The sequence below is a fragment of the Candidatus Fukatsuia endosymbiont of Tuberolachnus salignus genome, assembly GCF_964030845.1.
Lineage (GTDB): Bacteria > Pseudomonadota > Gammaproteobacteria > Enterobacterales > Enterobacteriaceae > Fukatsuia > Fukatsuia symbiotica.
On record NZ_OZ034983.1, the window covers coordinates 914,160 to 927,723 of the forward strand.

The 13,564-nt window shown below is 44.6% G+C and carries 8 protein-coding genes and 3 pseudogenes; 7 read left to right on the forward strand and 4 right to left on the reverse strand.

The window, feature by feature from the left end; translation table 11 throughout:
• Window positions 1-21: 21 nt before the first annotated feature.
• The 3 genes and pseudogenes from AAHH42_RS04515 to AAHH42_RS04525 all read right to left on the reverse strand — a co-directional run.
• Window positions 22-177 carry an integrase core domain-containing protein gene (locus AAHH42_RS04515; protein ID WP_342221759.1) on the reverse strand — a complete coding sequence of 52 codons (156 nt, stop codon included), beginning with the start codon at window positions 175-177 and terminating at the stop codon, window positions 22-24.
• Window positions 178-277: 100 nt separating this feature from the next.
• Window positions 278-7,321 (reverse strand): TcdA/TcdB pore-forming domain-containing protein, encoded by a 7,044-nt coding sequence (locus tag AAHH42_RS04520; RefSeq protein WP_342221760.1) that lies wholly within the window; start codon window positions 7,319-7,321, stop codon window positions 278-280.
• 179 nt (window positions 7,322-7,500) lie between these two features.
• Window positions 7,501-7,599 (reverse strand): annotated as a pseudogene (locus AAHH42_RS04525) (IS5/IS1182 family transposase); the annotation flags it as partial.
• A 214-nt stretch (window positions 7,600-7,813) separates the two neighbouring features.
• On the opposite strand from AAHH42_RS04525, the gene AAHH42_RS04530 reads away from it, so the two are divergent.
• The 3 genes from AAHH42_RS04530 to AAHH42_RS14735 all read left to right on the forward strand — a co-directional run bounded on the left by AAHH42_RS04530 (window position 7,814) and on the right by AAHH42_RS14735 (window position 9,568).
• Complete coding sequence (locus AAHH42_RS04530; RefSeq protein ID WP_342221761.1) at window positions 7,814-8,647, forward strand: AraC family transcriptional regulator; 834 nt, start codon at window positions 7,814-7,816, stop codon at window positions 8,645-8,647.
• Window positions 8,644-9,072 carry a YjdF family protein gene (locus AAHH42_RS04535; protein WP_342221762.1) on the forward strand — a complete coding sequence of 143 codons (429 nt, stop codon included), beginning with the start codon at window positions 8,644-8,646 and terminating at the stop codon, window positions 9,070-9,072. Before AAHH42_RS04530 ends, AAHH42_RS04535 begins: the two co-directional genes overlap by 4 nt.
• A 250-nt stretch (window positions 9,073-9,322) precedes the next feature.
• Window positions 9,323-9,568 carry a GNAT family N-acetyltransferase gene (locus AAHH42_RS14735; protein ID WP_425286314.1) on the forward strand — a complete coding sequence of 82 codons (246 nt, stop codon included), beginning with the start codon at window positions 9,323-9,325 and terminating at the stop codon, window positions 9,566-9,568.
• On the opposite strand, the gene AAHH42_RS04540 is transcribed toward AAHH42_RS14735, so the two are convergent.
• On the reverse strand, window positions 9,500-10,171 hold the full coding sequence (locus tag AAHH42_RS04540; protein WP_342221763.1) for a hypothetical protein: 672 nt from the start codon (window positions 10,169-10,171) through the stop codon (window positions 9,500-9,502). The two genes, AAHH42_RS14735 and AAHH42_RS04540, sit on opposite strands and share 69 nt — an antisense overlap.
• A 281-nt stretch (window positions 10,172-10,452) precedes the next feature.
• Between AAHH42_RS04540 and AAHH42_RS04545 the strand changes: the two genes are divergently transcribed.
• The 4 genes and pseudogenes from AAHH42_RS04545 to AAHH42_RS04560 all read left to right on the forward strand — a co-directional run.
• Window positions 10,453-11,427, forward strand: coding sequence for an IS110 family transposase (locus AAHH42_RS04545; protein ID WP_342221038.1), 975 nt, complete (start codon window positions 10,453-10,455; stop codon window positions 11,425-11,427).
• 17 nt (window positions 11,428-11,444) lie between these two features.
• Window positions 11,445-11,708 (forward strand): annotated as a pseudogene (locus AAHH42_RS04550) (IS481 family transposase); the annotation flags it as partial.
• Window positions 11,709-11,762: 54 nt separating this feature from the next.
• Complete coding sequence (locus AAHH42_RS04555) at window positions 11,763-12,785, forward strand: IS630 family transposase (protein WP_342222013.1); 1,023 nt, start codon at window positions 11,763-11,765, stop codon at window positions 12,783-12,785.
• A 10-nt stretch (window positions 12,786-12,795) separates the two neighbouring features.
• A pseudogene (locus AAHH42_RS04560) lies at window positions 12,796-13,268 on the forward strand (integrase core domain-containing protein); the annotation flags it as partial.
• Between the last annotated feature and the right edge of the window lie 296 nt (window positions 13,269-13,564).

A 13,564-nucleotide genomic window follows, 5' to 3' on the forward strand; every position in this document is an offset into this window, starting at 1 on the left:
GTTTTCCAAAGGGCCTTTCCGTTACAATACTTCTGAATGTGATCGCTTTCTGTCATAGAATAATAACCATTTATCGATGTCTTGCTGCATGTCTTTCAGTGATGAATAAATTTTACGCCGAAACATGACGTCACAGCATTCATTTTTCATCGTTTTATGAAACCGCCTACAAATCATCAATCTCCTTGTTGATATCGCTGTAGTTTATTTCCAGGACAAACAAGCGGATGATTTTACGTTCCGATTTCAAAGCTGTTAATTGAGGCGCAGGGTATATTCAGATATCAGGCCATAATAATATCGGTATCTTGATCCCCGCATTGGCGCGATCAGTGATATTTTGCTCATCCAGGGTTTGAATATAGCCATTGACTAAATGCAGAGCGGTGAGTTGAATACCATCACGCGTGAAAGTAAATTTCAGTTTGTCAAGATTTGGCTTCAGTGGGGCGAAGGCATCATCAATCACCAGCCATTGTTTGCCAATATACAAGATCAGCTGCTGCGCTTGTTGCATCATGAGCACTTCTTTCCGCCGGATGGTCTTTTCAATCAGGCAAATCAATTCTCTCTGATAATCGTATAACAAACCGATGACCGGATAGGTAAATAAGTGTGGCTCAAAAGTGAAGGCATTATTGCCGTCTCCTCGAATATCCAGCAATAAGTTAGTTATCCCATCAATGTTGAGATAATGACTTGGTACAGTAATCTCATTCTCCTTGAAGATCAGGACTTCTCCCTGACGCTGATAGCTTTCAGGGAGGCTGAGCGAACTGAGCTGCTGGTCTGTTGTCGATAATGTGATACTTAAGAGTGCGTCTCCGTCATCAAAATAAGCCGTTTGCTGATCTGAATTAAAGCCGAGGTAGGGCTGATCAATATCAGTCTCAAATAGACTGTTACTGGCCTGGTGATACCAATAAGTTTCGGTGGCAAAGGGTATGGCGATGATTTCAGGCAAGGTTAACTGACTGAGCTTAGTGGTGAAGACCTCTTCAAGCGCCTCCCGGGTACCGGAAGCATGCTGAGCATAGTTGTCGGTAAAAACCTTGGTGACGCCGATTAAATCGAGTTGTAACGTTGGCTGATTTTGTGCGTTTTTCTCGATATGAATATCTAGCAGCAGCCCGCCCTGGGTCAGGACATTGAGATGGCCACTGGTCGCTACGTTGGCATCAAGGACACTTTCGCCATAAGGTAATTTACCTGCTTCTCCGTTGGCCACTGTGCTGGTAACCAGCGGCGTGACGGCGGGATGATCGGCGGCGATAAAAGTATTACAGGCAAACATATCAGGCCTGATGTCGGTGGCGGGCATATAGCTGATTTTTTTGTCTGTATCCAAAGAATGATCCCAAAACCACACACCCTGTTGGTCGTTGGCTTTTCCGAGGTAGGTTTTTTCTTCTTGACAGCATGCCCATTGCTGGCTGGCACCTTCAGTTTGGCGATAAAGGTAATAGCGGCTGTTATCATGCATGTACAGCTGTACCCCTTGCCGGCAGTCGGTCACCTGTTTTATTTGTGATGGTTGCAGTCCCATGGTGATGAGATCAATGCTTTCTGCCTGCTGATCACCCTGTTGAAAATAGAGACTGTGGCACTGGTTGTAATTATTAATCTCTACTGCCTGCCAAAAATAGCCGTGATCCAGCGTGGTGGGCTCCCGCAGGACACCCACCAGATGACAGTGGTAATCGCCGTTATTCAGCACCACGCTGTCTATATTAGCCGTGATCACCCCTGTGATCCCTTTTAAGTTGTTTAGCATCGGCCAAATCAATCGATCACCTATCGATATTCGAGTGGTGCTTTGTGGCAGTTGTAGTTCAGGAATAATTTTGCTGCCACCAAGAGAAGAAACCGTCCTCAGAGGAGGAGAATACCGTGCCCACCATTCAAATGGCGACTGGAAGGTATCTGCGGGACGCTTTATCATCTGCTGCATCAATGTCTTCAGTTTGGTTAAGCTGTCACTGCTCAAATTGGTTTTTTCCTGTGGACTGAGTCCTTGCACTTCAAGCAGGTATAATTTATCGGATGTCTCCAAAATATCAATCAGATAGGTTAAAAAGAAGTGGCGCCCGTTCAGATCAGTAAAGCGTTGCTTAAACAGGATAGCTTTTTCTAACACCTGTGTTTGAATGATGACAGAGGCGGCCAGCACCGGCTCCTGATGATCAACCAGGTGGAGGATTGGGCAATAAATCCGATGTGGCACATTGGCGGTGAGTAGTGTGATCCAAAATATCTGTTTAATAGTGCGATGTGTTTTTCCATCAGCAGAAGATACAGTCACATCTCCTTGATATAAAACATAGTGCTCATTGTAGAAAATCAGCTTTGCTTGACTAAATTTCAGATTTTGGGTGTCTTGAGTGTAGACCAGTTGATCGACATAGATACTGTCATCTCTGAGATAAAAACCGTTGTCATTTTTTACTCCCCGCACCGGCATAAAATTATCTATTTTAAGATAACGGCTAATGCCGCCAGACCATGGCGCATTGCTGACAAATCTTTTTACGTAGTCTTGGGTGTGATAAAAATCCAAACCATGGCCCCCATCAACCAGGGTAGGCAGAGCGCGACGGAAAGGATAACTCTGGCTCTGTTGCTGCATGTTGGTCATTAATTTTATGCTCCCCCTTTCTAGCTGAATAGACAGTTGCGTGCTGGCGTGTTTACTGATCACTATGGTGGCCAGTACTTCGCTCAGATAGGAGCCGTTAGTCTTTATCTGATTGCGGGAGAACGTGAGGCGACGCCCATCAGTGCCTTCTTTTACATCCAGCAGTTCGATGCCCGATAAATGACCTGCCTCAATCACCCAGTCTACTTCTTTATTGGCACAATCAATCTTCACCGTGCCCTGGCCTCGGTTTAGCACCAACGCCACCGTCGCATTGCCGCTGGCAGGCCCTTTTAAATGATAATGCAGCTCTTTATAGGGAGAATCGCTTACCGAGGCTTCTTCTGCTATTCCCGGTGCGATCAGGACGTAGTCATGAGCGCCAAGATGGACATCTATCACTGTATTGCTATAGGAAAATTCCAGTGCGGTGGGCGCATATTTATCTGTTTTAGTCAGCTGGCCTCTGCCCATCCTGACCGTTTCACCGCCTATACAATACAGAAATGCCAAGGTTTTTTTTCCCGCAAAATAACGCAAGGCGGTAAAATCAGCATCATTATTAGTTACCTCATCCGCTATCAGGCTGTAGGTCGGTTTCACGTTGGCCGCCGCGGTCATGGGTAGCATCAGGGTTCTTATTTTGGCAGCATCATTCTGCAGCGGAATTTTCGTTTTTACTTTGCTTGCATCACGTAACTGATAGCAATCAATATAATTTTTCGTGTTGGATGACCGGCCCATCCGTAATCCTTTCGGAGAGAAGCTAACCGATGCATTAGCAGGATCACGGAGATCGATGCTGCTGATCATGACCCCTTGGTAAGGGATCAACAGCCCTTTTTCCAATTTGAAGCCCCCATTTTCCCAGCCCGCTTTCATCTCATTAAAATAAGCGCCTATTGCTTTAGCGCGTGCGACATCATCCGCTGCTTTTGCCAGTGCCTCGCCAACCAGGTAGCGTATGCCGGCAAGCAATAAACTGACCGGTAGCAGCACCGCAGCCAATAAAGTCGCCCCCAACATGCCCGCGACGATAAAGCCCAAAGACAGTACCAGGCTGATACCACCGAAGATAATTTCGGTTCTGAAAATAACGGCTTGTGCCTCGGTTTTCGCCAACTGATATTCGCGAATACTCAGGCCGATGTCGGTCATATCAAATACCAGCCCGATCCAGCCGGCTTTGCGCGCAAAGGCTTTCAGCCCTTGCGAAAAATTGCTGATCGATCCTTTTGCCAAGGGGGTCTTTAAGCTCAGTCTGATTTTATTTTGCGCCAGCTGTTTCAGCGTCACTGCATCGTCCGCCAGGTTATAGGTGACTTCGGCCATAGCAACATAGGTATGGAGTTGCAGTGCTTGCACCAGGCCGTCATTGCCTGGGACCCTGATGCCATTTTTCACCCAGCCCCAAATGGCCAGTGTGGAGAAAAGGCTACTGACACCGATACCGATGGCATCGACGGCAGTCAGGGAAGAGGCTTTATAATGAGGGAGTTGATCGTCGCGATCGAGCTCGAAGTCGTGATTCAATAGTTTATTCTGGCGATCCAAATCCTGCTTCATCAGGGCGAAATCGGTCCGTTGAGTGGTTAAGGTTTCCCTGTGATTGGGATTATTGCTATCCAGGTAAGGGAGCGTGAATTCTTTAGATGTGGGATCGTAAGTCATTTCCGCTAACAAGGGGATCCAGCTGCTCGGTAATTGGCGGCGGCTACCTGCGATGGTGCGTTGATTTTGTGGCAATGCCCTGATCAATTGCTCTTCTTCTAAAATGGTGAGTGCCTGTCTGGCGCAGCTAAGGAGTGTCGGCCCGGCTTGGTTGAGCTGCCGTATTTTAGCGACATAATCATAATTTTCGCCTGTTGCGCCAATATAGAGGCTGGCTAAGGTATCGATAGCCGTGCTGGTCAGCGTTTTGTATTGCCCCTCGCTGTGACTATATAAATAGAGGGACTGATCCGTGGATTTCGATGCTGATGAAGGGCCATACAGTATCCTGGTGCTGTTAGTCAGTGCCTCGAGCTTTGTTTTGACCCCTTTTTGTGCTGTTTCTGTCGGTAAAGGGGTGATTGTGCTGCCATTTTTATCCTGTTGTAAAATTTTCGCGGCTAGCAGCGGGTCAATAGCCAAATGAATGTGGGTAATAGCGCTATCGCCTTTGTATAAAACCATTTCATGCGCCAGTGCGGGGATACTGATATCCGCATGAAAAAAATCATAGGCACTTTGCTGATCACGTCTGTGCAGCATGGCAAAATATTCTTGCTGATCGACGGATGAAAAAGTGGCAAACAACGTTTTTAATGCTTGCTTTGCCTCGGGCGCTAAATTTATCTTTTCTATCCAGCTCGCAAAGGTATCGTGGTAATGCGATTCGATCAGGGCTTTTTGCAATGCATCGATTTGATAAGCATCGTTATCAATCACCATCACGCGATACTGGCTGTCGGCCATCGCCGCGAACAATGCCATCGGGCTGGCATTGATGACCGTGTGGCCGCCACTGTTTGCCAGTAGTTTTTGGGCGATTGCTGTATCGACTGCCCCTTTAAGCGCTTGTTCTTTTTTTTTGCTGATGACCACGCCATCTCTTTTTGCGGTATTGATTTTTATCGGGCTGAACAAACCAAAGCGGCGGGAATCGTTGGCGAAAACTTTTGTTCTGGCTTCTAAACTCTCTTCTGGCGCGCGCCGCTCATATTTAACGATCCCATCCTCTTTATAAATTTCAATTCTTTCGTCACTGGTACTCGCCAGTTTGGATTGGTAACCACGATCTTCAATCTTGTTGGCAGTATGATCGCCTTTGATCGAGATCCATTTCTGCCCATTGTTATCAATGCTGAGATAGCCTTCACGTATGCTCATTTTATCCAGTTGTACTGCCGCATCGAAAACATCGAATAATGTTTTTGCCGGGCCGGCCCCCAATATTTTGGGATTTTCTCCTCTTTCTAGCGCCCCTTGGGCAAAATTACAGGCCACGACACTTAACTTAGCGAGTGGTTGCTTGGCGACCAGTAACTGCTCATGGTTAAAAAGCAGCGCTTTTATTTTATCGGCCGGAAAATTTCGTAAATAAGATCCATGACTGATCAAGATAATGCGCAACACTTCATCAGGTTTTTTCACGATGTTACCGGCGTCGACTGTGATCAATTTATCTTCTGTTGCATGGTAACGATACAGAGAACTGATGGCTTTATTTTTTCTATGCAATGCCATCGCGCCAGCATTTATCGTCAAATCTTCGGTGAATTGCAGCACGATTTGCCGGGTATATTGGCTATGTCCGGTGGCATTTTTATGCGCAGCCGTTAAAGCAAATCTTTCTTTGCTGGCAATCATCGAAGGGCCCGGATCGACGTTTCTCTGTGCGCTATGGGCTACCATGTCATCAATATGTGGCGCGATGAGATTTAAAAAACTATTTTCTTTAAAAACAGTGCTGCTATCACCGATAGCTATTTGTATTTGTTGCATAAACACATCGTTATAGCCTCCTGCCCCGGCAAAGAATTCGGTGGCATGACTGGAGTAGGGGGTTCTCAGTGTTTCATAGGCATACCCGGCCAGTTCATTCGCTGAAATGGTTAATTTCAGCTGTTTCAGTTGGCTGTCTATGCTTTCCTGCAGGGTTTGAGACAAGGTGCTTCCCTGTTGGATCTGTGGAAACGCTGTCATAAGCTGTTTAATTTTTTCTTCTCTGGCAACCAATGCGTTGATGAACGGGCTATTTTTTATGGCAACCACCATTTCAAGCCCTTTTGAATAAAGTGCGCCGAATGATCCATCCATTTTTAATTTTTCACTCGGTATGCTGTGAGCGGTGCTACCTGGAGTAATAAAGATACCGCCCTGTGCTGCTAGCACTGATAGGCGGAGGGTATGTATGGCGTGTTGTTTGTTTTGCGTTAAAATCAGCCGATCCCGATACAGACCTTTAAGCGTATCATCCATAGTAATGGTTTGATGTTGAATAACAGCATCCGTATTGATCTGTTTTAATTGCAGCACCAATGCGGCAGCGTTATTTTTTCTATCGGTGCTAATACTCGTAATCTCATTTTCACTGATGCCGAGCTTTTTTAGATAGGTTTTAAGGGCCTGTGTGTCTGAGCTGTTGTTCGTGATGGTTTGTAAAATTTCGCTATGGCTTTCTTTTCTTTTCGTCAACAGCAGAGTTTCTAATGTTTTGTCAAATTGATAGTCATGATCAGGCAGTTTATTGTTTAACTCGCTGCTGGCCTGTTGTTCCAAAACGTTAAAAAGTTTAAGCGACAGATCAAACATATCGTCAGTCCAGAGCCTAATATGAAAATCGGGATAAGCCCTTATCCAGCTGCTGATGTTGTTGTATTGCTGAATAGGATCCGTTTCTGTTAGAAAAAAATGCAGGATCTTCTCTGCCGGCGCCAGCGCTACCTTAATCGCGGCGATGCGTTGCTGGATACTTTCGCTAACCCTGGTTTTTACCTCCGCCCAGTGGTTGCTATCATTCACTGCCTGCAGCAGTTTGATCAAGTGCAGCATTTCTTCACTATGGGATACGTCTGTTTTTATTTCCTGGTAGGCCCGTTGCATTGCCTTAAATGCCGTCAAGGCAGCTTCTTTGTTGAGGCCCGTTTTTTCCTGCTGGTCGATCCAGGTACTGATCTCGCTGATTAAATTTTGTCGGTTCATGGTGTTTTTTTCATTAATGTTGAAGAGGGGAGAATGGAGAATTCAGTGATTGTAATAGAAAATAGCAACCTATGCAATTTTGGTGCCAATATAAATAAGCAAATATCATGCCTATTTTAATAGAGATCTCTTGAAACCCATTCAATCCACGCCACGAGGGGCTGTTGACAATTCACATAAATAGGTAATCCATAAGCATCCACACCGAGATAAATTTTTGTGGTGTTACCTGCTTTACTTTTGCCAATTGCCTCCGTACCCCTGCTTGCAGCACCTGCACATGATGTGACTTTTATTTTTTCCTTTTATTCCGTATTAAATCGAATTTATCAAATATGACACAAAGCATTTGGTATGCCCCGAATTTGAGGAAAAACCGATAAACAGCACCGCTCAAGTAACACCTTGGAAACTAATAGATTATGACCTTTTCTGCATAAATAGTAACTTATTTAACGTGTATGATAGGTAGCTTGACAAAGAGGTTTGCCAATGAATGATTTAAATAGTACAAATTTTATCAACGCAGTCCGGTTTGTTTATGACCATATTGATCATCCTATCACGCTAAAAGATTTGGCAAAATCCGTTGGTATGTCTGTATCTTCTTTAAAGCGGCTTTTTATAGCAGCAACGGCTAAAACACCAGGCGCATTTATTCGGCGTCTCAGAATGGAATGTGCCTTTCTCTCTCTTCAAAGTCGGAAAGATTCTATTCTAGAGGTAGCATTAAGCTCAGGTTTTGAAGACCAATCATCTTTTGCGCGTCGTTTTAAAGAAACATTTGGCTATTCACCGCGTCACGCAAGGAAGAAATTAAATATCGTTAGCGAGTTGGAAAATGTTTCACTGGATGAGCCTGATATCGTTGAATTAACAGATTTGCCAATTCAATCTGTCACGGAAAAGGGGCTTTATTTTGAAGCTGCGCCAAAGACATTTAATGTTCTTAAAAGTAAGCTAACAACAAATGAGCTCAGTGACGATTCTTTAAGTATGTTTATTGGCATAGGCCATGATAATCCTCATGAAGAAAATGTAAAAGAAGATGAAGTTCGTTTTACTGCAGGAGTTGCGCTGATTAAGAGAGACCTTGAAATTGAGCGTGTTATCCTATCAGGAGGCCGCTATGCCCGATTTCACTATTTTGGAAAACCCAATAATCTGGGTCTTGACTATCATTATATCTATGGAAAATGGTCGAAAGCATCACCAGTTCAAATAGTTAAAACAAAATCTGCCTTTATGGAATTTGATCATTTTCCCGAGCCTTTAAAAGAACAAAATATTCTTATTCACGTTCCGTTAGTTCCATCATTATTATGAAGCCAGCCACTATTAAAATCACTGTTTTACTAAAAAACTCCCTATGGGTAGCGTTATTCGAACGCATAGATGAAAAGGGATATACAGTTGCTCGCACTGTATTTGGTGATGAGCCTACAGCTCCAGAAATATATGAGTTTATTGCGACCCATTTTTACCAGCTCAAATTTACTGAACCCCGCGCTTTCAAGACAATGACTAAACGTCAAAACCCTAAACGGGTACAGCGTGAAGTAAGAAAAAAAATGGAGATGGCAAAATTAAAGTTAGTACAAAAAACTCAAGCTCAAGAGGTGCTAAGGCTTGAACTTGAGAAAAATAAACAGTTAAAAAAATCTCTATCAAAATTTGAAAAAGAAGAACTACTTCAAAAATTTTTTTTACTGCGACAAGCTAAGAGAAAGAAGAAAAAACGTGGGCACTAAGTAAAAAAATATTGTACTTGTGACTTGTTAAGACAAGCTATATAAAATAACGCTATTTTAAAAGATAGTTTGTATCCCTAAATTTTTCTAAAATTGTGGATATTAAAAATAGGGTTACACTTGCTGGTTGAATCGGCACTATTGCAACCAGTATCAACTATCCAAGACATTGGCACCCGAGAAATCCATATGATTAAACAGCCTATCGTGACAACAGCGCACCTTTTGCTTCGTCCATTTGCCATGAGTGATGTGCCAGTTGTCTAGCTGCTTGCGGGCTGAGCTGGGATATTGGTTAGGATCACCGTTTTGGAGACAAGGCTACGCAACCGAAGCAACTCTTGCTGTTCTTCACTTTGGATTCACGCAGCTGAGCCTTAACTGGATATATGCCTCTCACTTAATCCATAATCCTGCAAATTTTGCATTACCTGGTGCCTACATCATTCAGGGGGTTGCCACCAAACGTCAGCGGTTGCCTGCTTGGTGCAGGTAACGCACTGGGCCCCACCGATTGCTGTCCTGACTCATGCAATGAACTCATCGCTTGTGTTAGTGGCGCCAGGGTGTTTCTGCTAGGCAGATTATCACTTTGTTGGAGTAAACCCCTGAGGGTTATTTCTTCTGTCTCATCCGCATTAAAGGCAACATTAGCACCCAACAGTTGACTAATATTATACTCTTTGCCTGCTATCTGTAATTTTTCCAGGCGGTTATCGGCTGAAGAAAAGTGGTTTTCAACCCGAATTTTACCTGCATTTATACCTTCTTTGGCGGTAATTAATAGGTACAGATCGCTGCCTTGTCTTTGTAGCTGAACGTCACCTTCAGTAATGTCGCCAAGAAAAGCCAAGGTGTCATGGCCACCGATTTCATTAATAACATCATTACCATCACCCAGGCGGTACAGATAGGTATCATCCTCTTCCCCCCCTGCCAAACGGTCGTGGCCTTGGTTGCCTCTCAGCGTATCGTTACCGACGCCTCCATCAAGGCAATCATCACCCGCGCCACCGGTAAGAAAATCATTGCCAGCCTCGCCATAGAAGGTTTTGTTTCCTTTTCTTTCCTTAGCCGTTTTATCTGTACCCACGAGCACGTTATCATCACCTTCGCCGGCATGAACAATGACATCAAGGTCACTTTGGTCAATGACGGTATCCTTATATCTTGATTATTAACTTTCAAAGGTTGATGATCCCCAACTGATCATTGGGATGTCACCGGAGAGTTTGTTTGCGCCCTTAGGCTTAAAGCTTGTGCAGTCAGATAAAACCCCGGTGACATATTTATCGTCGCCTGTAAGACCGAACGGTATCTTGTGCTAAGAGCACGTATTTATAAGGAAGGTCGGGGCGATCATTTAATTATCTGTTTTTCATGGGAGAATCAGCCATGGACAAGACCGCAGTGGGTATTGATGTTGCCAAATTAAAATTCGATGTTGCAGTGTGGGTAGAGAGAAAAAAGTATAAAACAAAAGCATTCCCGAATACCCCCTCTGGATTTAGCCAACTACTGAAATGGCTTATCCCTTACGGGGATTGTCATATTTGTCTCGAAGCCACAGGGAGTTACAGTGTTCCACTGGCTATGTTCTTAGTTGATAATGGCATTGACGTCAGCCTAGAAAACCCATCACGTATTCATGCCTTTGGTGAGAGTGAACTGAGTCGGAACAAGACGGATCAGGGGGATGCAAAAATGATAGTGCGCTACTGCGCACTGCATACACCTGTCCTCTGGACTCCTCCTCCCTTGAGCGAACGTCAATTAACCGCGCTAGTACGCCATCTAAAGAGTTTAGAGGAAATGAGGCAAATGCAAGAAAATCGGCAATCAGTGGCTGACGATGTCGTTCAATCCTCACTGCTTGAAATCATTTCTGCACTTAAACAACAAATCCAGGCCACCAAAGAAAAAATAAAAAACCATATCGATAACGATCCTGACTTAAAGAAAAATAAAGCGTTGCTGGAGAGTATTCCTGGTATCGGTGAAATACTAAGTGCCAGTTTGCTGGCGTATGTGGGTAATGTGTCAAAATTCACTAACAGTAAGGCAGTGGTGGCCTATGCCGGGCTTAACCCAAAACTTTGTGAATCAGGTTTATTTAAAGGACGGAGCCGCCTATCAAAACGGGGTCATACCGAGCTCAGGAAAGCGTTGTATATGCCCGCTCTGGCTGCCCTTTCTTGTAATCCGATAGTGAAAGCACAGTGGCAACGACTCGTATCACGCCATAAAGGGGGTAAAATGGGCGTCTGTGCAGCAATGCGCAAATTACTCCAACTGGCGTATGGTGTGCTGAAATCAGGCATCCCATTCGATACAAAAATAGCACTTGCATCATGATGGGCAAGACGGTATCTGACCTGGAAAATATCAAGAAACGCCTTTCTGCCTTGGAAGCCAAAGTAGCTCAGGAGGGGTACTTACTGACGGAAGCCCAACTGCAAGCATTAGAAAAAGTGCAGGATAAACGAGAAGCTCATGGACAAATTGAAACGCAACATCCGGGCTATCTCGGCTCTCAGGATACTTACTACGTGGGGCACATTAAAGGCGTGGGTAAAATTTATCAGCAGACCTTTGTTGATACCTATTCCAGAGTCGCTTTTGCCAAGGTCTATACCCGTGATCAATGAAGATGCTTGATTTTGAAGTCGATAAGGATCATGCTCATAGCCATGAAAATAGAGCTGACTGCTGACCAGAAAATTACCCTCGAAGCCCAACATCGTCAAAGCCATGACCGCCGTGTCTGTGACAGGATCCGGTGTGTTTTGTTGTCCGCAGACGGCTGGACTCCCCCTATGATTGCTCACTCACAGCTCATTAATGAAACCACGGTGCGGCGCCACCTTACAGACTATCATAAACTCAACAAGCTCAAGCCTGAAAATGGCGGCTCCGATGGCTATCTCAATGCGGAACAGACCACGTCGCTGGTTGAACATCTCACCCAGCCGCTCTACCACCACAATCACCAAATTGTGGCGTATATCGCTGGACGCTGGAACATCACCTTTACCGTATCAGGTCTGTATAAAGGGTTGAAGCAGCATGGCTTTAGCTATAAAAAGCCGAAAGGTGTTCCGCATAAATTTGCCGTTGAGAAACAGCAGCAATTTATAAAGACCTACAGCGAATTGAAAGACGCCGCGGGTAATGACCCCATACTGTTTATTGATGCCGTTCATCCGACACAAGCCACCAAAATAAGCTACGGCTGGATACGAAAAGGCCAGGATAAAACGACAGAGACCACCGGGAGCAGAACGCGGTTGAATATCATGGGAGCCTTGAACATCCAGAATGTGGCTAACCCCATAATCCGTGATGATGAGACGATTAACAGTGAAAATGTGGTTCACTTCCTGTCTGCCATTCGCGTGCATTATCCCATCACGACAACGGCACATGTGATCCTCGAGGGTGCAGGCTATCACCGTTCACAGCTTGTGCAAGACGCCGCGCTTACGTTGAATATCCAGCTTCATTACCTTCCGCCGTATAGCCCGAATCTAAACCCGATAGAGCGATTGTGGAAGGTGATGAATGAGCAAACACGAAACAATAGATATTACCCATCTAAACAGAGTTTTAAGAACGATATCTTAAACTTCTTTGAAGTGAAGCTACCACAAATGGCAAGTTCTCTGGTATCTCGCTTAAACGATAATTTCCAGGCGCTAAATCCTGCATCTTGATTTCACTTGGGTATATACAGAGAAAAATGCCTTGGTTGCCGCAGATATGTTAAACGATCAGGTGCTGCCATTATATGATGAGCAAGCGGTTCCCTTATTGCGTATCCTGACCGACAGAGGGTCAGGAATACTCGGGGAAAAAGGAAACCCATGCGTATCAGCTTTACCTGGAGCTAGAAGATATCGAGCATACGCGGACCAAGGCATACAGCCCGCAGACTAATGGTATCTGTGAGAGGTTTCATAAGACGATGAAAAATGAAGGCTATGACGTGATGTTTCGGCGTAAAATTTATTCATCATTGGAAGACATTCAGCAAGACATCGATAAATGGCTCGCATTCTACAACAGAGAGCGACCTCATTCAGGCTGGTATTGTTATGGCAAAACCCCCTGGGAAACTTGGATTGCATCAAAAGAGTTAGTAAAAGAAAAACAACTCGATAATTTATTTGAACCATCGCACAGTCAGACTACTCTGACAAATTCGATGGCTTAGCTTGTGTCTGTCAGGTTAAGTTTGAGCTACTACAAGCTTTTCAAGCACGGGTTCTGCCAACACATTAAATTCTTTACGTTTATCTCCGAGCGTATTTATTCCCGAGAACCAGGCCAAGGAAAAAGGTAAACAAACTGATAACAGGAGAGTAATCTTGCAAGAACTTTATGATGTCATCCATCACTATGCTTTCATCCTTACACCATTATTGATTTTTTTCGGTGGACTGATTTTCGGTGGTGCGTTTGGCTGGCCGCCTTTCACCGGGAAGTAAATGAA

Excerpts from the sequence above, each read along its gene's own strand:
- AAHH42_RS04535 (WP_342221762.1), top strand. The coding sequence starts at position 8,644 with ATGAAGCCAGCCACTATTAAAATCACTGTTTTACTAAAAAACTCCCTA.
- AAHH42_RS04555 (WP_342222013.1), top strand. The coding sequence starts at position 11,763 with ATGAAAATAGAGCTGACTGCTGACCAGAAAATTACCCTCGAAGCCCAA.
- AAHH42_RS04530 (WP_342221761.1), top strand. The coding sequence starts at position 7,814 with ATGAATGATTTAAATAGTACAAATTTTATCAACGCAGTCCGGTTTGTT.
- AAHH42_RS14735 (WP_425286314.1), top strand. The coding sequence starts at position 9,323 with ATGTGCCAGTTGTCTAGCTGCTTGCGGGCTGAGCTGGGATATTGGTTA.
- AAHH42_RS04515 (WP_342221759.1), bottom strand. The coding sequence starts at position 177 with ATGATTTGTAGGCGGTTTCATAAAACGATGAAAAATGAATGCTGTGAC.
- AAHH42_RS04520 (WP_342221760.1), bottom strand. The coding sequence starts at position 7,321 with ATGAACCGACAAAATTTAATCAGCGAGATCAGTACCTGGATCGACCAG.
- AAHH42_RS04545 (WP_342221038.1), top strand. The coding sequence starts at position 10,453 with ATGGGAGAATCAGCCATGGACAAGACCGCAGTGGGTATTGATGTTGCC.